The following is a 19,278-nucleotide window of genomic DNA, read 5'->3' on the forward strand; positions in this document are numbered from 1 at the left end:
TTCCATGTCGGAGACTTTCAACGCTGATCGTTTAACGCGGTTGTGCGATTTTCTGCGTCAATCACCCACTCCGTGGCATGCGGCAAGCAATATGGCTGCGCGGTTGGAGCAAGCCGGTTTTCAGCGGCTGGAAGAGAAGGCCAGTTGGCAGCTAACGCCGGGCAAACGCTACTACGTCACCCGTAATGACTCAGCGATTATTGCCTTTCAGCTGCCAAAGTCTGAATTAACGGCGCTGCGTATGATCGGTGCCCACACTGATAGCCCAGGACTGCATCTAAAGCCTAATGCCACTCAGTGCTCAGCGGGTTGGTTGCAGTTAGGCGTGCAGGTATACGGCGGTGTTTTGTTAGCGCCGTGGTTTGACCGTGACCTGGGGTTGGCAGGGCGTGTCCATGTGCGCCATGCCGATGGTCGTTTGGAAAGCGTATTGCTGAATGTCGATCGGGCAATTGCCATGGTGCCGAGCCTGGCGATTCACCTGGATCGTGATGTCAACGCAGGTCGGCCGATTAACCCGCAGACGCAAATGGCGCCAGTGTTGATGCAGAGCGATACGGCTACGCTAGGCGAGCTGGTGGCGCAATGGTTAGAAGAGCAGCACGGCTTGCGTGCAGTGGAAGTAGTGGACTTTGAATTAGGTTTTTACGATGTTCAGCCGCCGTCTCTGGTCGGTGTTAAGCAAGAGCTGGTGGCCAGCGCCCGGTTGGATAACCTGCTCTCCTGCTTTATCGGTTTAGAAGCGCTGTTGGCTTGCGACGGTAGCCAAGGCGCATTGCTGGTCGCTAATGACCATGAGGAAGTCGGCAGTGCCAGCGCTTGTGGTGCCCAAGGCCCTTTCTTAGCGGATGTGCTGAAGCGCATAAATGCCCAAGTTGGGGGCAGTGGGAGCGGAAAAGGAAATGAAGAATCGCTCATTCAGCTGATTCAATCGTCGTTGATGATCTCTTGCGATAATGCCCACGCGCTGCATCCTAACTTTCTCGATAAGCACGATGAGCACCACGGTCCGGCAATTAACGGCGGCCCGGTGATCAAGGTAAATGCGAGCCAGCGCTACGCTACTAATAGTGCCACCGGAGCGCTGTTTCGCGATATTTGTCGTGAGGCGAATGTACCGGTGCAGTCGTTTGTTACCCGGGCGGATATGGGCTGTGGAAGCACGATTGGCCCGATTACCGCCACTGAATTGGGGGTGCCCACTATTGATGTCGGCGTGCCTCAATGGGCGATGCATTCGATTCGGGAAACCGCGGGCAGTCAAGATGTTGAGTATCTAACCCGCGCGCTAACGCTCTTTTTGAACCGCGCAACACTGGGTTGACGGGGCGCTATCAATAAAGCACTCAGCTAATAAAAGCCGCACCAAAACAAAAAGCCCGCTGATAAAACAATCAGCGGGCTTTTCAGTACTGCTTAAAATCGTTTGGTGGCTACGCCCTGATTTGAACAGGGGACCCCATCATTATGAGTGATGTGCTCTAACCAGCTGAGCTACGTAGCCTTTCAACGGGGGCGAATATTACTCAGCAAGACGCCGCCCGTCAAGCATTTATTGTGCCAGGAGGCGGGCGGTCGTCAGTCATCCTCTAGCGGTAACCACATGATCGCTGCACTGATCACATCCTGATAGTTGCGAATTCGCTGGACATAGTGCACCGGTTCATAGCCCCGCGCATAGCCATAGCGAGTCTGCGGGTAATAGCGCTTATCCGCCTTGAGGGGCAGTACTTCTTTCATGTCCGCCCAAGAGTCTGGGTTCTTGCCTAAATCGCGGGCCAGCTGTCGGGCGTCAAGCACATGGCCGCGGCCAATGTTGTAACTTGCCAAAGCCAGGTAGGTGCGATCCGGCTCGGGGAGAGTGTCCGGTAGGCGCTGATGACGGTCAGCGAGATAGCGTGCGCCAGCGTCGATGGCTTCGGCGGGGTTCAAGCGATTATCGACGCCGAGGGATTTAGCGGTACTCTGGGTTAGCATCATGATGCCGCGCACCCCCGTTGGGGAGACGGCCTGGGGATCCCAGTGCGACTCCTGGTAAGCCAGGGCGGCGAGTAGGTCAGCAGGTATTCCGGTTTCTTGCTCGGCCGCTAGGAAAAGATCAAGGAAGTTCGGCAGGCGCTCGTCGATGCGTCGGTTGAGCGCGCGTAGGTCGACGAAATCGAACTCGCTGACGTAGGCATAGTAACGCTGCTGTACTTCCGCGGTGTTTTCTTGGCCCTCGCGGCTCGCCATCCATTGAGTGGCCATTTCGGCGAGTGCCTGTTGGTCGGGTGGAAGATACCAGCCCAGCCGGTCACCGCTGGTGAGGTTCATGGCGACCTCCAGGTGCGGAAAGTGGCGCCGCACTAGCCGTACAATATTGGAGTCGGCCAGGGTACAGTCGATGCGTTTTTCGGCCACTGCGGTCAGCAGTATCTCGGTGGTACGAGGATCTTCTTCGAAGGCAATGCCGGTGTACTGGTTGACCAAGCTTTGGAGCTTTTCAGCGTAGCTGGAATCCGCCGTGACACGAATTTCGACTCCGGCCATTTCCTCTACCTGGCGTGGCAGGGGGCGCATGTCGCGGTGACACACCAATTGCTCGACGATATCGGTGTGGGTGGGGCCCTGGATAAAGTGCTCATCGCGGGAGGGAAGGTGGGTCAAGCCAGCGGCGGCGAGCTGTACATGGCCCTCTTTCAGGGCTTGAAGCACCTCGGTCGTTGATTCCAGCAACGTCCACTCAACCTGCCAGTCGTTAGCGGCGGCGAACGACTCGACTAAGTCGTGCTCAGGCCCGGCGGATGCGCCATCCCTATCAAGGTAGTAGGTGGTGGCGCTGTTCCGGGTGGCTACCTTGAGTGTTCCGCCAGGTTCCGGCGGCTCAAGCTGTGTCGCGGGTGGAGGTGCACTCGGTTCGCAGCCCAGTAGTATGAGCAGCGGTGAGGTAATGATCAGTAGGCGGGGACAAGAGAAAGGCATGCTTGAACCCTAGCAAGCTTTCTTATCGCCAGGAAGGTGGCGATTCAACGGTGTGTATGCGCATAGGCGGGGAAACACTGTGGCTGCCCGTATGAAGAGGGCAGCCAGCATGTAATGCTTAATTACACATTAAAACGGAAGTGCACCACATCGCCATCTTTGACAATGTACTCTTTGCCTTCAAGGCGCCACTTGCCGGCATCTTTAGCGCCCTGTTCACCGCCTAGCGAGACAAAGTCGTCGTAGGCGACCACTTCGGCGCGGATAAAGCCTTTTTGAAAGTCGGTGTGAATCACGCCAGCGGCTTCTGGGGCTGTAGCGCCCTCCTTCACTGTCCAGGCGCGGACTTCTTTAACTCCGGCTGTGAAGTAGGTTTGCAAACCCAATAATGAGTAGCCCGCGCGAATCACGCGGTCAAGGCCCGGCTCATCCATGCCCATCTCGCTTAAAAACATCGAGCGCTCTTCGTCATCCAGCTCGGCGATTTCCGCTTCCAGCTGGTTGCAGACGGGCACCACCAACGCGCCTTCTTCAGCGGCGATTTCATTGACAATATCCAGGTAGGGATTGTTCTCGAAACCGTCTTCATTGACGTTGGCAATATACATGGTCGGTTTCAGGGTCAAAAAACCGAAGCTTTTCACCTGGCGTTGCTCATCTTCGCTTAACCCAAAGCTGCGTAGCGGCAAGCCTTCCGCCACGTGGGGCTGGATACGATCCAGAATGGCCTTGGTGGCTATCGCGTCTTTGTCGCCGCCTTTTACTGAACGAACCAAGCGCTGGCTGGCTTTTTCGACAGTATCCAGATCGGCCAGTGCCAACTCTAGATTGATCGTTTCGATATCGGCGCGGGGGTCGACCTGGTTGGCTACGTGGATGACGTTGTCGTTATCAAAGCAGCGCACCACATGGGCAATTGCCTGGGTTTCGCGAATATTGGCCAGGAATTTATTGCCCAGACCTTCACCTTTGGAGGCCCCGGCAACCAAGCCAGCAATATCGACAAACTCCATAGTGGTCGGTAGTACTTTTTGCGGCTTGACGATTTCGGAGAGCTTATCAAGGCGTGGATCCGGCATCGGCACGATACCCACGTTCGGCTCAATGGTGCAGAAGGGGAAGTTTTCTGCATCGATGCCTGACTTGGTCAGTGCATTGAATAGTGTGGACTTGCCGACGTTCGGCAGACCGACGATGCCGCAATTGAAACCCATAAAATGTTCCTGAGAATAAGGTGGTAGGGCGTGAAATAACCGCCATTCTACGAGATGTGCTTGCCGTCAGCTACCAGCGTCACTAGCCAGTTATCGACGAACGCTATTCTGGCTTAAGGCTATGTAACTGGTTCATCGCTTTGGCCCAGTCGCCTGCTAGTGCTAATGGTAGCGTGGCGACGCACTCATCCAGGGCGCGAACGATGGCTTCGTGTTCGCTCTTGCCGGGCCGTCCCAGTACATAATTAGTCACCTGGCGTGCCTCTCCGGGGTGGCCAATGCCGATTCGTAGGCGGTGAAACTGTTTTTGATCGCCGAGTGCGCTAATTATATCGCGCAGACCGTTGTGGCCGCCGTGTCCGCCGCCGGTTTTATAGCGTGCCTGGCCGGGTGGCAGGTCGAGCTCGTCGTGGGCGACCAGCAGGTTTTCAGGGGCAAGCTTGAAGAACTGGTTTAAGGCTGCCACTGCGGCGCCGCTACGATTCATAAAGGTGGCGGGGTTGAGCAGGTGTAGCTCATGGTCGCCCAGGCGCACCTTTGCGTAGTGGCCAAAAAATTTCTTTTCCGGGCGCAGCTCTGCATGGGCGCTCTGCGCAATTGCCTCTACCAGCCAAAAACCGGCGTTATGACGCGTGGCGCTATACTCCGCACCTGGGTTACCTAAGCCAATAATGGCTGTTACCTGGCTCATCTCCCCACCTCATACAAAATATCCAGAAGACCAGCATGATCTGGACAACATAGTTGACGCTGCTCCAGCAACGGCCCTAAAAAAAATCAAGCGCCGAGGCGCTTGATTCTAACATCATCTTCGCATCACAAGGGCCATGCAGGCATGGCCCTATAGAATGCTTAACGGGGTGTTTACTCAGCGCTGGTGTCTTCTTCGCCTTCGCTTTCACCGTCTTCATCTTCTTCAGCACGCACTTTTACTTTAGTGACGCTGAGAACCGCATTATCGTGCTCTTCACCGTGGGACAGGTCAACTGAGGTGACGCCGGCCGGCAGGGTAAGGTCAGATAAGTGCAGCGTAGTGCCGAGTTCTAGTGCACTGATATCGACTTCCAGATAGTCAGGCAGGTCTTTCGGCAAGCAGCTGATGGCAACTTCGTTGGCCAGTACGTGCAGTTCACCACCTTGGTCTTTGATACCGACGCACGTTTCTTCGCCCGTCACATGCAGCGGCACGTTGATGGTGATTTCGTGAGTGGCATCGACGCGCATAAAGTCGGCGTGGGTCAGCAGCGGCTTGAAGGGGTGACGCTGCAGATCACGAACAACCACTTGCTCTTCTTTACCTTCAATCATCAGTTTGATGACTGAGGAGAAGAAGGACTCGTCTTCAATCGCTTTGTAGAAAGCGGTTTTTTCTACAGAGATAGACTGCGCGCCTTTCTCACCACCGTATACAACGGCCGGCACTTGCTGGTTCGCACGACGCAGGCGGCGGCTCGCACCTTTCCCCAGGTCGTTACGAACGCTGGCTTTCAGGATAAAATCAGACATGGAATTGCCTCTTAGTTAAAGTAAGGAATACGCTGCCGACCGCGACCAGACGACAGCGCTTCCGTGGCCCCAAAAGGGGGCTGTATCGTCAGGCGGTTAGTGGAACATCGCGCTGACAGATTCTTCATTGCTGACCCGGCGAATCGCTTCCGCGATCAGGCCCGCAACGCTCAACTGGCGAATTTTGCCGCTACGACGAGCAACGTCAGATAGCGGGATGGTGTCGGTCACCACCACTTCATCCAGTACGGAGTTGGTAATATTATCGACCGCTGGGCCGGACAAAATCGGGTGTGTCGCATAGGCCACTACGCGTTTGGCGCCGTGGTCTTTAAGCGCTTCACCGGCCTTGCACAGCGTGCCTGCGGTATCGATCATATCGTCGACCACAACACAGGTGCGGCCTTCAATCTCGCCGATGATATGCATCACCTGGGCCTGGTTAGCCTGGGGTCGACGCTTATCGATAATTGCGAGATCGGCATTCAGCTGTTTGGCAATAGCGCGGGCACGTACAACGCCGCCAACGTCAGGGGAAACGACGACAAGGTCGCTGTAATTCTGACGTTCGATATCATCCAGCAGGATGGGCGAGCCGTAGACGTTGTCAACCGGGACATCAAAGAAGCCTTGGATCTGATCAGCGTGTAGATCCATGGTCATCACGCGGTCAACGCCTGCTTTAACCATCATGTCCGCCACTACTTTGGCAGATATTGGCACCCGTGCGGAGCGCACACGGCGATCCTGGCGGGCATAGCCAAAGTAGGGCAGTACCGCTGTGATGCGAGTAGCCGAGGCACGACGCAGGGCGTCGACCATCAGAATCAACTCCATCAGATTATCGTTGGTCGGTGCACAGGTGGATTGCAGGATAAAGACATCCTTACCGCGCACGTTCTCATTGATCTCGACTGCGATTTCGCCGTCGCTGAATTGACCCACCGTCGCGTTACCCATACGGCTGTCTAAGCTCTCGGCAATTTTTTGAGCGAGTGCGGGATTAGCATTCCCGGCGAAAACCATCAATTTTGACACGCGCAGCCACCTTTGCAGTGTTGGGAATCAGGGGTAAAAACGCAGGCCATTGTCAGGTTGGCTGGGGTACCAGGATTCGAACCTGGGAATGCCGCTACCAAAAAGCGGTGCCTTACCACTTGGCGATACCCCAGCAATAACCTAACGCGCTGACCGGGCGCTTTTAACTGCCCAGAGCGGGACTGTAAATAGCCCAGAGCGGGACTGTAAACTGCCCAGAGCGGGATTATAAACAGCCCAGAGCATCATGTAGGGGGGAGGTATTGAGTCCGCGTGCTACCCATGTCGGCCAGCGTTGACCCGCTAATTGCGCGGTTGCTTGCGCCGCTTGCTGTGTTTCGAAAGCAGCAAACAGACAAGCCCCCGTGCCGGTCAACCGACTGGGTGCGTGCTGCTCGAGCCAGTGAAGGGCTTCCGCCACTGGCGGATAGCGTTCCTTTACGACGGCCTCACAGTCATTGCGCCACTCCGGCGCTCCCCCCTGCAGTGCGCGCGCCATAGTAATGGGGCGGCTGTCACGTGTCAATTGCGGGTCTTGGAACACCGCAGGTGTAGAGACGCTAATACCAGGATGAATAATCACAAACCATGGCGTATCCAGTGTTACCGCCGTGAGCTGCTCGCCAACCCCTTCGGCCCAGGCGCTATGGCCGTGAACAAACACCGGCACATCGGCCCCAAGCTCTAGCCCCAGATGGGCTAATTCGTCAAGCGGTAGATGGAGCTGCCAAAGGTGGTTAAGCCCCACTAATGTGGTGGCGGCGTTGGAGCTACCGCCACCCAAGCCACCTCCCATAGGCAGCTGCTTTTCAATCGTAAGTGAAGCCCCTAGTGGGGTGCCGCTATGGTGTTGCAATAATTGTGCTGCACGCACGACCAAATTGTCATCATGGCTAACGCCGCTCACCTCGCTGGTTAGCAGAATCTCCCCGTCATCGCGGGGGGTGAGCGTCAGGTGGTCGCAGAAATCGATAAACTGAAATAGCGTTTGCAGCGAGTGGTAGCCGTCTGAACGACGGCCCACAATATGCAGCATGCGGTTAAGCTTGGCCGGTGCGGGAAGCGTCAATGGGGCGTTCATTTAAACGATGACCCTTACTCGCTTGCTTGCCACTGATTAACCACCAGCGTAATGCGAACGTCGTCGTAGTTCATGATCATGCGGCGTGGTAGCCATAGATCATCGACTTTTTCCCAGTCGCGATAGTCAATTTCCCAACCGTCTTGTTCCAGGTGGCTGGGAAAGCCCAATTCATCAGTTTCTAGCTGGTAGCTACCGTGCTCGCCAGGCAGGCCGCGCACCCAATCGGGCATGGCGCTGACGGGCAGAGCCCAGCCAAGCTGCTCTTCCATTAGCGCTTCTGGCGTTTCTGCTTCAAAACGGCCATCGCTATTGGAGAGCGAGAAACGCCCTTCGCGGCCCTCCAGTACGTTGCGTCCGCCGCCAAACGGCCCGCTGATCAGCATGCGGAAATAGTAGGGGGTCTGATTCCAGTCTAGGTTGGCGCTGACGTTCTCTTGGGGTGTTCTCAACCCGGCTTTGCCGACCAGCGTCCAGGTATCGAATGCCTCTACCTCAGCCTGCTGGCGTTCCCACTGGCCCGCTTGACGACCACTTTCATCCATGGGGCCTTGGGAGGCACACCCTGCGAGTAAGAGTAGCGCGAAACCGGCAAGCCAGAGGCGCGAAGAGTGTCGTGTTAGTGGCCAGCGGCGGGAAGGGGACATCAGTGTCAACATTAACAGGCTCCATGTTAGGTAGTTACGGCGCAATGCGTTTAAAGAGTGTGGTTCGCAGAGTTAGGGTGTCTCTGGCGGCGTTAGTTCAGGGTAGCGTTCAAGTAGCTCGTCGATCAGCGGATGTGGGCGCGTTCGCTGCATGATTTGCTGGATCAGCTGGCGCGCCTCGTCATCACGCCCCAACGCTTTCAGCACTTCGGCGAGATGCGCGGCAACTTCCTGATCGGGTAGCTGTGAGTAAGCACTTTCAAGCCAGGGTAACGCTTCTTCAGGCTGTCCCATTCGGAAGTAAACCCAGCCCATGCTGTCAAGTACGGCGGGATTGTCTGGGTCGGCCTCGTAAGCGCGCTCAATCAGCTCAAAGGCTTCTTGTAAACGTCCTGGCAAGTTAAGGTCGGCCAATGTGTAGCCCAGCGCATTGAGCGCTTCAGCATTATTAGGTTCAGTGCTCAATATCTGGCGTAAATCCTGCTCCATTCCTGCAATATCGCCCGCTTCCCAGTGCCGCATGGCGCGCATATAAAGTAGCGATGCGTCATCAGGGGTACGGCTAATTTCACGGTCTAATAACGCATTAGCGTCCGCAGGCTGATTGATGTCGTCCAGCAATTGAACTTCGAGCATCACCAATTCGGTAAAGTAATTATCAAAGCGCATCCGCTCAATGCGCAGGAAGGCGCGAGCATCCAGCAGGCGGTCTTCCTCAATCAGCATTCGCGCCGCCGCCGCGCGAGCGGGCAAAAATTCTCTGCCCTCGCGGACTTGGCGAAAATAAAGCAGCGCATTATCGGTATCGCCTTGCACTTGAGTGATGGCACCAAGTAGGTAATAGGCTAAATCCGGTACCTCGGGTTGGCCGATTAGCGGCTGCAGCAAGCGTTGTGCTGGCTCGGGGTGGCCTTCTTCAAGATAGAGTTGGGCTAGCGATAAGCGCAGATCCTGATTGCCGCCGTGGCTTGCGAGTAGTGCATCGGTTTGAGTTTCAGCGGCACTAATATTGTTAAGGCGAATTTCCGCCTGGGCTAGCAGCAGGATAAAACGTACATCGTCAGGCGCGAGCTCTAGGCCTTGTTGGGCCGCATGCTGGGCGGTTGAGTAATCCTCAACCTCCAGTGCCAAGCGCGCTTTCACCAGCCATAACGCAGCGGATTCGGGATCGAGTAACTCGACTTGATCAAGTCGTCGCTGGGCAAGCGTGGTATCGCCCAGAGTGGCCTCGATCAAGGCGGTGCCCAGCAGCACATCGCTGTGGTGCGGCAGTTGGTCAGCATTGGGACGGGCTAAATGCTTGCGCAGCTGCTGAGCGATTAACGTTAGTGGCGCCTCTTCAGCCACGGCGATCTCGGCAAAGGCGGTGACATCGCCGTGGCCGCCAGCTTCAACAATATCGAGGCGCTGCTCAAGGCTGTCGAGCCAATCACCGCGCTGTAGTGAAAAAGCCGCCAGCAGGCGATTGGGCGCTTCTGCCTGGGGAGCAAGCTCTCGCCAGCGAAGTGCGGAAGCCTCTATCAGTGAGGCCTCATTGCCAAAGCGGGCCGCGAAGGTGGCGCGCTCGGCAAGCGCTGGCTCGCGGTAGCGCTTCGCCGCTTCCAGGTAGCCCTGGCTTGCGTAGCGATAGTCACCGCGCTGGCCAGCAAGCTCGGCGCCGAGTAGCGTGCTTAACCCAGCGGCATCCAGTCCACGGGTGATCGGCGGTGCATTGCGCATCGGGTCATCGGACCAGGTGCCGAGGGGGCCGTCCTGTGGGCTAGGCGTGGATTGGCAGCCGCTTAGCAGCAGAGCAGCAGAGGCGGCCACGGGTAGCAGCGCCGAATGCCGGAGCATAGCGCCCACTAGTGGGAAGCCCGAACAGTTAAAACCCTTGAATACAGGGCCTGATAATGTAAAGCGAGGTCGCATGCGTCTCTCGATTAAGTGGCCGAATGCCCAGCATAGCGGCTTGCCTGCCTGCGGCAAAGTGGTGTGGGCCAGATGATAGCCTGCTGTGATAGAATGTTCCTCCTTGAAAAGGTGGTCAGCAAACTTTATGCCTACTTACGACAGCTTATTGTGGGCTGTGCTGAAACCACACCAAAGACTTGTTTTAGCAAGCCCTAATTGACGGTGTAGCCACTTATCATAACGGTGGTTGCCGAAAAGTCCGACACACTAGCGAAGACGCATAACGCATGACGCTTCTTGCCCTGGGAATAAATCATCGTACCGCCAGCGTGGCCGTGCGTGAGCAGGTAGCTTTTACGCCAACGCAGCTTGAAACTGCGCTGGCTGAATTGCGCAACCTGCCACAAATCAGTGAAGCGGCGGTGCTGTCTACCTGCAACCGCACGGAGCTTTATTGTGTCACGGATGCGGCTGGCGAGCAGGCGGTACTCAACTGGCTCGGACGCTTTCATAACTTACGCGTCGATGAGCTGACGCGCTGTGCCTACCATTATTTAGACAACGATGCGGCGCGTCATTTAATGCGCGTGGCCGTTGGTTTGGACTCTATGGTACTGGGCGAGCCGCAGATTTTGGGCCAGTTGAAGGATGCCTATCAGCAGGCGCGCCAGTCCAAGGGCCTGGGCGGTGAGCTTGAGCGCCTGTTCCAGCACACCTTTGCGGTGGCCAAGCAAGTGCGTACTGAAACAGGGATCGGTAAAAACCCTGTGTCAGTGGCCTACGCTGCCGTTAGCATGGCCAGCCGAATTTTTGATGATTTCAGTCGCTCCCGGGCGCTGCTCATTGGTGCCGGCGAAACCATCGAACTGGTCGCTCGGCATTTGCACGAAGCGGGCGTTAGCCAACTGACCGTCGCCAACCGCACCCGTGAACGTGCCGAGCTGGTGGCAGGCCCCTTAGGGGGAACAGCGATCACCCTGCAAGAAATCCCCGATGCGCTTGAATATGCCGATATCGTCATCTCCTCAACGGCTGCACCGCTACCTATTTTAGGTAAAGGTATGGTCGAGCGCGCACTCAAAAAACGCCGCCACCGGCCAGTATTTATGGTTGATATTGCGGTGCCTCGGGATATTGAGCCGGAAGTGGGCGAGTTGGCGGATGTGTTTCTCTATACCGTGGACGACTTGGAGGAGGTCATCCAGGAAAATCGTCGTCACCGTCAGGTTGCCGCCGATCAAGCCGAATCGCTGATTGAGCACGGGGTGGGCAGTTGGCAGCACGAACGTCGTATCCGTAACGGCGGTGAGCTGATTCGTGACTACCGACAACATGGCGAAGCGTTGCGCGATCTCTCCCGCGATCAGGCTTTGGAGCGGCTGGCGCGGGGTGAAGACCCGGCTAAAGTGATTGAGCGCTTGGCGCACCAGTTGACCAATCGTTTGCTTCACCAGCCCACTCAGGCCATACGCGATGCGGCTTCAGAGGAGCACCATGACTTGCTGAATGCTGCACCGCGCCTGCTGTTGCCCACCAAGCCAGCCTTTGAAACCACGCCCGCGCCCACGGCTAACCGCCAGAAGGATGATACGCCCGCATGAAAGAGACCTTGCGCCAACGCTTAGACAGCTTTACCGAACGCTTTGAAGAGCTGGCGATGCTGCTGTCGGATCCTGAAGTAATCAATAACCAGCAACGCTTTCGCGACTACTCACGGGAGTATGCCGAGTTAGAAGAGCTGGTGGCGGCCTGGCAGCGCTATCGTGATATTGAAACCAATATGCACGAAGCCGAGCAGCTTAGCCGCGATAGCGACGCGGATATGCGCGAATTGGCGGAAATGGAGCTAAGCGAAGGACGGGAACGGTTAGCCGAGCTGGATATTGAGCTGAAGCGCCTGCTGGTGCCGAAAGACCCTGACGATGGCCGCGGGGTGTTTCTGGAAGTGCGTGCCGGTACCGGCGGCGACGAGGCGGCTATTTTTGCCGGCGACCTGTTTCGCATGTACTCGCGCTATGCCGAAAAACGCGGTTGGCGGGTCGAGGTGGTGAGCGCCAGCCATGGCGAGCAGGGCGGCTACAAAGAAATTATTTCCCGCGTCAAAGGCGATGGTGTTTACGCCCAGCTAAAGTTTGAATCCGGCGCCCACCGCGTGCAGCGTGTACCGGCGACCGAATCCCAGGGCCGCATTCACACCTCCGCCTGCACCGTGGCGGTGATGCCTGAAGTCGAAGATGTAGGCGACATCGATATCAATTCCTCGGACCTGCGCGTTGATACCTACCGTTCCAGTGGCGCTGGCGGTCAGCACGTGAATACCACAGATTCTGCCATCCGCATTACCCACCTGCCCACTGGCGTGGTGGTGGAGTGCCAGGAGGAGCGCAGCCAGCATAAAAACCGTGCCAAGGCGATGTCGCTGCTTGCCGCGAAGCTGAAGCGTAACGCCGTCGATAGTCAGCGCCAGACGCAAGCGGACGCACGCCGTTCGCTGGTGGGCTCGGGGGATCGCAGTGAGCGCATCCGCACCTATAACTTCCCCCAGGGGCGGATTACCGATCACCGCATCAATTTAACCCTTTATAAGCTTAACGAGGTGGTTAGCGGCGAGCAGTTGGATGACGTGATTAGCCCGCTGATTCACGAGTATCAAGCGGAACAGCTCTCAGCTCTTCAGGACGTTTAATGACCCTTGATGCGCTGTTACAACAGGCTGCCCAACGGTTGCTCGCAGCGGGTTCCTGCTCGCCGCGTGTTGACGCTGAAGTGCTGCTTTGCCATGTGCTTGGGCGCGACCGCACCTGGCTATACACCTGGGGCGATAAGGCATGCCCCTTATGGGAGCAGGCCCGTTTTGATGCGCTAATCGCTGCCCGTGCCCAAGGCACGCCGGTCGCCTACCTTACCGGGGAGCGCGAGTTTTGGGGACTACGCTTAGCGACTTCTCCCGACACCTTGATCCCCCGGCCCGATACCGAAATCCTCGTTGAGCGTGCGCTTGGCTGTGTGGCCCAGCCCACAGGCCGAATGCTCGACCTTGGCACGGGTACTGGCGCGATTGCCCTGGCGTTTGCCAGCGAGCAGCCCGATTGGCAAGTCGTTGGTGTAGATTTGCGCTTTGAAGCGGTGGCATTGGCCACCCGTAATGCGCAGGCGCTGGCGATCACCAATGCCCAGTTTTTGCAAAGCGATTGGTTCGGCGCTCTGGAAGCGTTTGAAGAGGCAGATAAGCGTTTCGATATTGTCGTCAGTAACCCGCCTTATATTGCCGCCAATGACCCCCATTTAAGCGCAGGCGATGTGCGTTTTGAACCTCGCTCAGCGCTGGTTGCTGACGCCGAAGGCATGGCCGATCTGTTGCACCTGGTGCACGCTGCGCAGCACTATTTAACCGCATCAGGCTGGTTGTTGCTTGAGCACGGCTACAACCAAGCTGATAAGGTGCGCAGTGCGCTTAAAAGCGCTGGCTATCAAAGCGTTGAAAGTATTCGTGACCTGGGGGGGCATGAACGGGTTACCCTGGGGCACCTTTAATAACTGCCTGATTCATCAGTATTGGATCCTGCCATGAAACCAAAAAATAGAACGCTGGACCGTATCGACCTCAAAATCCTGCGCTGCTTGCAGGAAAATGCGCGTATTTCTTACGTCGATTTAGCCTCCGAAGTGGGCTTATCCACAACCCCTTGCCTTGAGCGCGTTAAGCGCTTGGAGAAAGCAGGGATTATTCGTGGCTACCAAGCCATTCTTGATCCACGCGCTTTGAAAGCCAACTTGTTAGTGTTTGTCGAGATCAGCTTAGAGACACAGTCGCCTGCGGTCTTTGATGAGTTTCGCCGTGCCGTCGAGAAGCTGCCGCAGATCCAGGAGTGTCACCTTGTCTCGGGGCAGTTCGACTACATCTTAAAGTGCCGCATTCCCGAAATGGCTGCTTACCGCCAGCTATTGGGCGATGTGGTGTTAACCCTGCCGGGCGTAAAAGAGTCGAAAAGCTACGTGGTGATGGAAGAGGTGAAAGAGAGTTTCAATTTGCACATCCCCGCCTACGAGGAATTTGAGGATAAGTAAGCCGATGATGGATGACCAGGCACTGCTGCGCTATAGCCGCCAGATCATGCTGCCCGAAGTGGAAATCGAGGGCCAGGAGCGCCTGCAATCTGCCCATGCTGTGATTATTGGGGCCGGCGGTTTGGGCTCTCCAGCAGCGCTCTATTTAGCTGCCGCGGGGGTAGGGCGCATTACCATCGCTGATGCCGACCATGTCGAACTTTCCAATCTTCAGCGTCAAATTGCCCACCAGCACGCCAGTATTGGTTTAAATAAAGCGCACTCTGCCCAGGCCAGCATGCAGGCACTCAATCCGCACTGCCATGTGATCGCGTTAGCTCAACATGTAGAGGGCGAATCGCTTGAACGCTTGATCGCTTCGGCGGATGTAGTGCTCGACTGCACGGATCGTTTCTCAAGCCGCTATGCGGTGAATGCCGCCTCACAAAAGGCCGGAGTACCGCTGGTGTCTGGGGCGGCGATTCGCTTTTCAGGTCAACTGGCGGTATTTGATCCCCGCGACGGGGCTTGCCCCTGCTACGCCTGCCTCTATCCACCCGATGGCAGCGGCGACGAAGCACTGAGTTGCTCAGAAAGTGGGGTAATGGCGCCACTGGTTGGGTTAATCGGCTGCTTTCAGGCGGTAGAGGCCTTTAAACTGCTGAGTGGCGCAGGTTCTGCCCATCAGGGGCTGTCTACGTTTGATGGCTTAAGCGGCCAATGGCGGCGCTTTCAAGTGCCCCGCGATCCCGCTTGTCCCGTGTGCGCTCAGCGCCGCTAGCGCCTTAATCGTTAGCTTTTGCTTCTGTTTTGTCGTGCTCTGCGGCGTTTGCGCTAGCGGCTGCATGTTTATCGACGGTGGCTTTATGCGAGTTAGCCGTTGCGCCGCTGTTTATTGCTGACGTGTTAGTCGCGCTGCCGGTGGCATCGCTAAAGGCACTTTTTAGCACTTCGTTGTCGGGGTTCATATCAATACTGCCGTGGAAAACACTGCCATCTTCCAGCACCAGGCACGGAGCAACAATGGTGCCTGAGACTTGGGCGCCTTTGTGAATCGTCGCGCGGTGAAGCACTACTAAGTTACCTATTACCTCACCGGATACATGCAGCGTATGGGCAAATACATCGCCATTGATATAGCCATTGGCACCTAGGGTCACGGTGTGCTGTTTACAGGTGATAATGCCGCTTACGCGTCCCTCTACCGTCAAATCTTCATCGCTATTAATGTCTCCCTCCACTTGGGTATGGCCGCCGATAACGGAGAGGCTTGGTCGTGCACCGCTGGTTGGCGTGTTTGGCGTTGCCGGCGAGCGTGTATCAGGAGGGATGAGCGTCGCGGCCTTGCTTTCAGTTGGTGCATTTTTGGCTTTGTTAAACATGAGGGTGACTCCTAGTCAATGACGCCGGAGCGTCTTTGGAGAAAGTGTGAGAGAGCACTAAATACCTTAATCGGCTTGTGCGTGGCTCAAAGCCTGGAGTTAAGCCGAGTGAGTGGGCTTATTCACGCCGCTGCTATATAACAGAGCGAGTATAACGTTAACTGGGGTAACCACATCTAAAGCGGCAGGAAGGGTATGGGCATTCAAGTATGGTTTATTGTGCTGGGCGTTGGGGTAATGACGCTGATCGTATGGGATGGCAAGCGCCGTAAGCTAAAACAGCGCTCTTTAAGTGCTGCCAGGGCGCACCACGCGTCTGCTGCGGCTAGTGCCCCTGTACCAGACAAGCCGTTTGAGGCGATATCCCCCCCTGCAGCGGGCACCTCTACTGTGGCGCCTACCGACATAGGGCACATCCGTGGTGGCAGCCGAATCGGATCGGCCACCCATGTTTTAGGCAAAGTGATTGCCGATGAGCCTGTGTTGATTAAGGGGCGTTTAGAGGGAACGCTGATTGCACCCAATCATCCTGTCTCCGTGACTGCTACTGGCCATGTAACGTCGTATATTGAGGGAAGTAGTGTCGACATTGACGGACAGATTGTCGGCACTCTTAAAGCCAACACTAAGGCCACGCTGCTGGCTCGGGCGCGCATAGTGGGGGTGGTCGAGGCTCCTCGCTTAGAGTGCATGGCGGGCGCTTGGCTCCAAGCGGATGTGACTCAAAAAAACAGTCGCCAACCCATAGCCATGGTGTCTTAAAAGTTAAGAGTGGTCGTGTACCACACTAGGTGTTATGTCAAAGTCTAGATTCGCCTGTGGCCCTTTAGTTGGTTTTAGTTTGGCCGATATCCTATTGAATAAAATATAAATATTAAGGAATTAACAGAATGAAGCACCTCTCTATTAAATGGAGTCTGACTGCTGCGTTGGCGCTACTGGTGCTTATGATTGGTTTGATCAGTGGCCTCGGGTTTTATTCCAGTCATAATAGCTCTCAGGCGCTTGAAGAACTGGCGGCCACCAATGTACGGCTGGTTAACTTAGCCAACCGCACACAGGTGCACGCACTTAGAGCACAAACATTTTTAGACCGCTCGGCGAGTTTCAGCACTCAAGGTAACCCAGAGAAAGGTCAGGAAAGTCTTGCCATGGCAGCAGCGGCGGTAACCGAGGCAGAGGCGCGCTTTAATGAGTTTCGTGCCGTGCCAATCAATCCTGAAGGCACGCTGGCACCCCACCGTGATGCGATTATCAGCGCTTACAATGCCTTTGTGACGGAGGGCATAGCGCCACTGCTAGAGGCTGCTCCTTTTCAAATTCAGCGCAGGCAAGAAGAGCTGGGGGCATTAAGCGCCGAATTGGATCTGGCAATGAGCGGTTTTATTGCTTATACCGAAGAGCGTGGTGCTAGCGTCCTTCAACAGCTCAATCGGCTGGCGACTATTGTTGGTGCCATTGCCATTACCCTTTTAGTGATTTCATTGGTGGCAGTGGTCGTGATTCGGTGGGCCATGATGCGTAGTGTTGTCAGGCCCCTTCGACGTGCCAGTGAGCACTTTTCGCGGATTGCCGATGGCGATCTGACAGGCCAGATTGAAGACCGGGGCCGTAACGAAATTGGTCAGTTGTTCAGTGGGCTGTCGGCTATGCAGGAGAAGTTAAAACAACTGGTTATAGCGTTGAGAGGCAGCAGTGATCGGGTTTTCAGCGGGGCGGGGGATATCTCTGCGGGAAGTCAGGATCTCTCTTCGCGCACTGAACAGCAGGCCTCCGCGCTGCAGCAAACCGCCTCCAGCATGGAGGAGATGTCGACAACGGTGAGCAAAAACGCTGAAACGGCTCAAGAGGCAGATCAGCTTTCCGTTGCAGCGTCACAGTCAGCGGAGTCAGGCGGTGAGGAGGTAGAGCGCACGGTGCAACTTATGCGCGAGATTGCGGCCAGTGCAAGCCAAGTAAACGACATTATCGGCGTGATTGATTCCATTGCCTTCCAAACCAATATTCTGGCGCTCAATGCATCGGTCGAAGCCGCACGAGCAGGCGAGCAGGGTCGTGGCTTTGCCGTCGTGGCAAGTGAGGTGCGTACATTGGCAACGCGAAGTGCTGACTCCGCCAAAGAGATTCGTAGCCTGATTGAGCAGACCACCACGAAAATTAACGGTGGCGCTGAACAAGCGGAGCGTAGTGGGCGGACGATTCACCAAACGGTGGATGCGATCCGCCAAGTCACTACGCTAATGAGCGAAATATCGACTGCGACGCGGGAGCAGAACAGTGGGATTGAGCAGATTAATGCTGCTCTTACTGAAATGGACTCGGTGACTCAGCAAAACGCTGCACTTGTGCAACAAACCAGCACGGCCGCTAGTTCTTTAGAAGAGCAGGCCCGCGAATTGGCCGATTTGATGGCGACCTTCCGCATTGATGAGAGCGCTGCCAGCGCTACTGCGCTGACGCATAAGGGCAACACCCCAGGGCAAGCAGCTGACCCACGCATTAAGCCAGTGCCACACCAACAGGCAAAGCAAAGAAAACAAGAAACTGTCGATGAATGGGATGAGTTCTAGAATAACTAAAAGCTGCCGATGATAAGTGTACTTATCATCGGCAGCTGTGTGGCAACTATAACTTGGCAGTTAATGCGGCAATTTCCGCTTACGTACGGGCGAAAACGCGCAGCCGTACATAATCTGCCGTCCAGTTACCTTGCTCATCGCGTAGGCTGTGGCCCAGCAGCGTTAAGGTGTTTTCAAGCACAGCTTCGCGCACATCCTCGTCGAGCCCATGCAAGAAAGGGCTGGCAAAGGTTTCCAGCCATCCCATCATCCCGGTGGGCAGTGGAGTAGGGCGAGGAATCAGCTCAATGCTTTCCACCTTGAAGCCGACTGTTTCCAGCAAATGGCCGTACTCGTGAGTAGTCGGGAAGTACCAGGGGTGGCGGCCGCGGGCGCTAATGCCCCGGAACTGCAGAGCGGCAATCAGCGCCGTGCAAATAGCGGCGACATTGCCATGGCCTCCGAACTCGGCCACAAACCGGCCTCCCGGCTTCAACGAACGCTTAACGCCTGCCAATACCGCCTGTGGGTCAAGCATCCAGTGCAGCGCCGCATTGCTAAATACGGCATCAAATTCATGATCGAAAGGTAGCTGATGCCCGTCAACGACTCGGGCGGTAATCCCGCGTTGACGCGCGGCGTTCACCATCTCTTCTGAAGCGTCTACACCGAGAACATCAGCGCCCAGTTGCACAAGGCGCTCTGTCAACGAGCCGTCACCGCAACCAATATCCAAAATACGTTCGCCGGGTTGAGGCGCTAACAGCTTGACCACTTCGCTGCCTAGCTTAGGTACGAAATTAGCATTCTGGGCGTAGTCGCTGGCATTCCACTCTTGCCCGGGTGCATTTTGAGGGGTATTTATCATATCGGCTTCCTGGCGTCGTTATTATTCCATCAAGTGTCAGTTGTAAGCGTATAGCCTTAACAGTATAGCTTGCTGGCGGCTAA

The 19,278-nt window shown here is 56.0% G+C and carries 18 protein-coding genes and 2 tRNA genes; 8 read left to right on the forward strand and 12 right to left on the reverse strand.

Annotation, left to right across the window (positions count from 1 at the left end):
• Positions 1-4: 4 nt before the first annotated feature.
• Positions 5-1,324, forward strand: a complete 1,320-nt coding sequence (locus ACT3UM_RS12710; protein WP_498899285.1) for a M18 family aminopeptidase — start codon at positions 5-7, stop codon at positions 1,322-1,324.
• 103 nt (positions 1,325-1,427) lie between these two features.
• Here ACT3UM_RS12710 and ACT3UM_RS12715 read toward each other — a convergent pair.
• From ACT3UM_RS12715 to ACT3UM_RS12760, 10 genes are all read right to left on the reverse strand, one after another.
• Positions 1,428-1,504: transfer RNA gene (locus ACT3UM_RS12715), tRNA-Met, on the reverse strand.
• Between the two features lie 74 nt (positions 1,505-1,578).
• Positions 1,579-2,961 carry a membrane-bound lytic murein transglycosylase MltF gene (gene mltF / locus ACT3UM_RS12720; RefSeq protein ID WP_498899287.1) on the reverse strand — a complete coding sequence of 461 codons (1,383 nt, stop codon included), beginning with the start codon at positions 2,959-2,961 and terminating at the stop codon, positions 1,579-1,581.
• A 122-nt stretch (positions 2,962-3,083) separates the two neighbouring features.
• Positions 3,084-4,175, reverse strand: coding sequence for a redox-regulated ATPase YchF (gene ychF / locus ACT3UM_RS12725; RefSeq protein ID WP_498899288.1), 1,092 nt, complete (start codon positions 4,173-4,175; stop codon positions 3,084-3,086).
• Positions 4,176-4,278: 103 nt separating this feature from the next.
• A complete protein-coding gene (gene pth, locus ACT3UM_RS12730; RefSeq protein ID WP_498899290.1) occupies positions 4,279-4,866 on the reverse strand; it encodes an aminoacyl-tRNA hydrolase in 588 nt (195 codons plus the stop codon).
• A gap of 173 nt (positions 4,867-5,039) precedes the next feature.
• Entirely contained in the window at positions 5,040-5,681 is a 642-nt protein-coding gene (locus tag ACT3UM_RS12735) for a 50S ribosomal protein L25/general stress protein Ctc (RefSeq protein ID WP_498899292.1), read from the reverse strand.
• A 96-nt stretch (positions 5,682-5,777) separates the two neighbouring features.
• Complete coding sequence (locus ACT3UM_RS12740; RefSeq protein ID WP_009287569.1) at positions 5,778-6,719, reverse strand: ribose-phosphate pyrophosphokinase; 942 nt, start codon at positions 6,717-6,719, stop codon at positions 5,778-5,780.
• Between the two features lie 58 nt (positions 6,720-6,777).
• Positions 6,778-6,852 (reverse strand) — tRNA-Gln (locus ACT3UM_RS12745).
• A gap of 93 nt (positions 6,853-6,945) precedes the next feature.
• Entirely contained in the window at positions 6,946-7,800 is an 855-nt protein-coding gene (ispE, locus tag ACT3UM_RS12750) for a 4-(cytidine 5'-diphospho)-2-C-methyl-D-erythritol kinase (protein WP_498899294.1), read from the reverse strand.
• A 14-nt stretch (positions 7,801-7,814) separates the two neighbouring features.
• Positions 7,815-8,459, reverse strand: coding sequence for a lipoprotein insertase outer membrane protein LolB (gene lolB, locus ACT3UM_RS12755; RefSeq protein WP_498899296.1), 645 nt, complete (start codon positions 8,457-8,459; stop codon positions 7,815-7,817).
• Positions 8,460-8,519: 60 nt separating this feature from the next.
• Positions 8,520-10,283 carry a tetratricopeptide repeat protein gene (locus ACT3UM_RS12760; RefSeq protein WP_498899298.1) on the reverse strand — a complete coding sequence of 588 codons (1,764 nt, stop codon included), beginning with the start codon at positions 10,281-10,283 and terminating at the stop codon, positions 8,520-8,522.
• Positions 10,284-10,627: 344 nt separating this feature from the next.
• Here ACT3UM_RS12760 and hemA point away from each other — a divergent pair, with 344 nt between their 5' ends.
• From hemA to ACT3UM_RS12785, 5 genes are read left to right on the forward strand one after another with little or no spacing between them, the layout of a single operon-like run.
• Positions 10,628-11,941: a glutamyl-tRNA reductase gene (hemA, locus tag ACT3UM_RS12765; protein ID WP_498899300.1), complete on the forward strand. Its 1,314-nt coding sequence runs from the start codon at positions 10,628-10,630 to the stop codon at positions 11,939-11,941.
• Positions 11,938-13,026 carry a peptide chain release factor 1 gene (gene prfA, locus ACT3UM_RS12770; RefSeq protein WP_498899302.1) on the forward strand — a complete coding sequence of 363 codons (1,089 nt, stop codon included), beginning with the start codon at positions 11,938-11,940 and terminating at the stop codon, positions 13,024-13,026. Before hemA ends, prfA begins: the two co-directional genes overlap by 4 nt.
• Positions 13,026-13,874 carry a peptide chain release factor N(5)-glutamine methyltransferase gene (gene prmC / locus ACT3UM_RS12775; protein ID WP_498899304.1) on the forward strand — a complete coding sequence of 283 codons (849 nt, stop codon included), beginning with the start codon at positions 13,026-13,028 and terminating at the stop codon, positions 13,872-13,874. Before prfA ends, prmC begins: the two co-directional genes overlap by 1 nt.
• A gap of 33 nt (positions 13,875-13,907) precedes the next feature.
• Positions 13,908-14,408, forward strand: coding sequence for an Lrp/AsnC ligand binding domain-containing protein (locus ACT3UM_RS12780; protein WP_035584519.1), 501 nt, complete (start codon positions 13,908-13,910; stop codon positions 14,406-14,408).
• 4 nt (positions 14,409-14,412) lie between these two features.
• Positions 14,413-15,168: a HesA/MoeB/ThiF family protein gene (locus ACT3UM_RS12785; protein ID WP_498899306.1), complete on the forward strand. Its 756-nt coding sequence runs from the start codon at positions 14,413-14,415 to the stop codon at positions 15,166-15,168.
• A 4-nt stretch (positions 15,169-15,172) separates the two neighbouring features.
• On the opposite strand, the gene ACT3UM_RS12790 is transcribed toward ACT3UM_RS12785, so the two are convergent.
• Complete coding sequence (locus ACT3UM_RS12790; protein WP_498899308.1) at positions 15,173-15,769, reverse strand: bactofilin family protein; 597 nt, start codon at positions 15,767-15,769, stop codon at positions 15,173-15,175.
• A gap of 195 nt (positions 15,770-15,964) precedes the next feature.
• On the opposite strand from ACT3UM_RS12790, the gene ACT3UM_RS12795 reads away from it, so the two are divergent.
• Entirely contained in the window at positions 15,965-16,531 is a 567-nt protein-coding gene (locus tag ACT3UM_RS12795) for a bactofilin family protein (protein ID WP_498899310.1), read from the forward strand.
• Positions 16,532-16,659: 128 nt separating this feature from the next.
• Complete coding sequence (locus ACT3UM_RS12800) at positions 16,660-18,339, forward strand: methyl-accepting chemotaxis protein (protein WP_498899312.1); 1,680 nt, start codon at positions 16,660-16,662, stop codon at positions 18,337-18,339.
• Positions 18,340-18,427: 88 nt separating this feature from the next.
• Here the strand turns inward: ACT3UM_RS12800 and ACT3UM_RS12805 are convergent, their stop codons facing one another.
• A complete protein-coding gene (locus tag ACT3UM_RS12805) occupies positions 18,428-19,195 on the reverse strand; it encodes a class I SAM-dependent methyltransferase (protein WP_498899314.1) in 768 nt (255 codons plus the stop codon).
• Positions 19,196-19,278 lie beyond the last annotated feature (83 nt).

The organism is Halomonas sp. AOP13-D3-9 (assembly GCF_052379125.1).
Lineage (GTDB): Bacteria > Pseudomonadota > Gammaproteobacteria > Pseudomonadales > Halomonadaceae > Vreelandella.

Excerpts from the sequence above, each read along its gene's own strand:
- ACT3UM_RS12780 (WP_035584519.1), top strand. The coding sequence starts at position 13,908 with ATGAAACCAAAAAATAGAACGCTGGACCGTATCGACCTCAAAATCCTG.
- prmC (WP_498899304.1), top strand. The coding sequence starts at position 13,026 with ATGACCCTTGATGCGCTGTTACAACAGGCTGCCCAACGGTTGCTCGCA.
- ACT3UM_RS12710 (WP_498899285.1), top strand. The coding sequence starts at position 5 with ATGTCGGAGACTTTCAACGCTGATCGTTTAACGCGGTTGTGCGATTTT.
- ACT3UM_RS12760 (WP_498899298.1), bottom strand. The coding sequence starts at position 10,283 with ATGCTCCGGCATTCGGCGCTGCTACCCGTGGCCGCCTCTGCTGCTCTG.
- ACT3UM_RS12790 (WP_498899308.1), bottom strand. The coding sequence starts at position 15,769 with ATGTTTAACAAAGCCAAAAATGCACCAACTGAAAGCAAGGCCGCGACG.
- lolB (WP_498899296.1), bottom strand. The coding sequence starts at position 8,459 with ATGTTGACACTGATGTCCCCTTCCCGCCGCTGGCCACTAACACGACAC.
- ACT3UM_RS12735 (WP_498899292.1), bottom strand. The coding sequence starts at position 5,681 with ATGTCTGATTTTATCCTGAAAGCCAGCGTTCGTAACGACCTGGGGAAA.
- ACT3UM_RS12785 (WP_498899306.1), top strand. The coding sequence starts at position 14,413 with ATGATGGATGACCAGGCACTGCTGCGCTATAGCCGCCAGATCATGCTG.
- ACT3UM_RS12805 (WP_498899314.1), bottom strand. The coding sequence starts at position 19,195 with ATGATAAATACCCCTCAAAATGCACCCGGGCAAGAGTGGAATGCCAGC.
- ispE (WP_498899294.1), bottom strand. The coding sequence starts at position 7,800 with ATGAACGCCCCATTGACGCTTCCCGCACCGGCCAAGCTTAACCGCATG.
- ychF (WP_498899288.1), bottom strand. The coding sequence starts at position 4,175 with ATGGGTTTCAATTGCGGCATCGTCGGTCTGCCGAACGTCGGCAAGTCC.
- prfA (WP_498899302.1), top strand. The coding sequence starts at position 11,938 with ATGAAAGAGACCTTGCGCCAACGCTTAGACAGCTTTACCGAACGCTTT.
- pth (WP_498899290.1), bottom strand. The coding sequence starts at position 4,866 with ATGAGCCAGGTAACAGCCATTATTGGCTTAGGTAACCCAGGTGCGGAG.
- ACT3UM_RS12800 (WP_498899312.1), top strand. The coding sequence starts at position 16,660 with ATGAAGCACCTCTCTATTAAATGGAGTCTGACTGCTGCGTTGGCGCTA.
- mltF (WP_498899287.1), bottom strand. The coding sequence starts at position 2,961 with ATGCCTTTCTCTTGTCCCCGCCTACTGATCATTACCTCACCGCTGCTC.
- ACT3UM_RS12795 (WP_498899310.1), top strand. The coding sequence starts at position 15,965 with ATGGGCATTCAAGTATGGTTTATTGTGCTGGGCGTTGGGGTAATGACG.
- hemA (WP_498899300.1), top strand. The coding sequence starts at position 10,628 with ATGACGCTTCTTGCCCTGGGAATAAATCATCGTACCGCCAGCGTGGCC.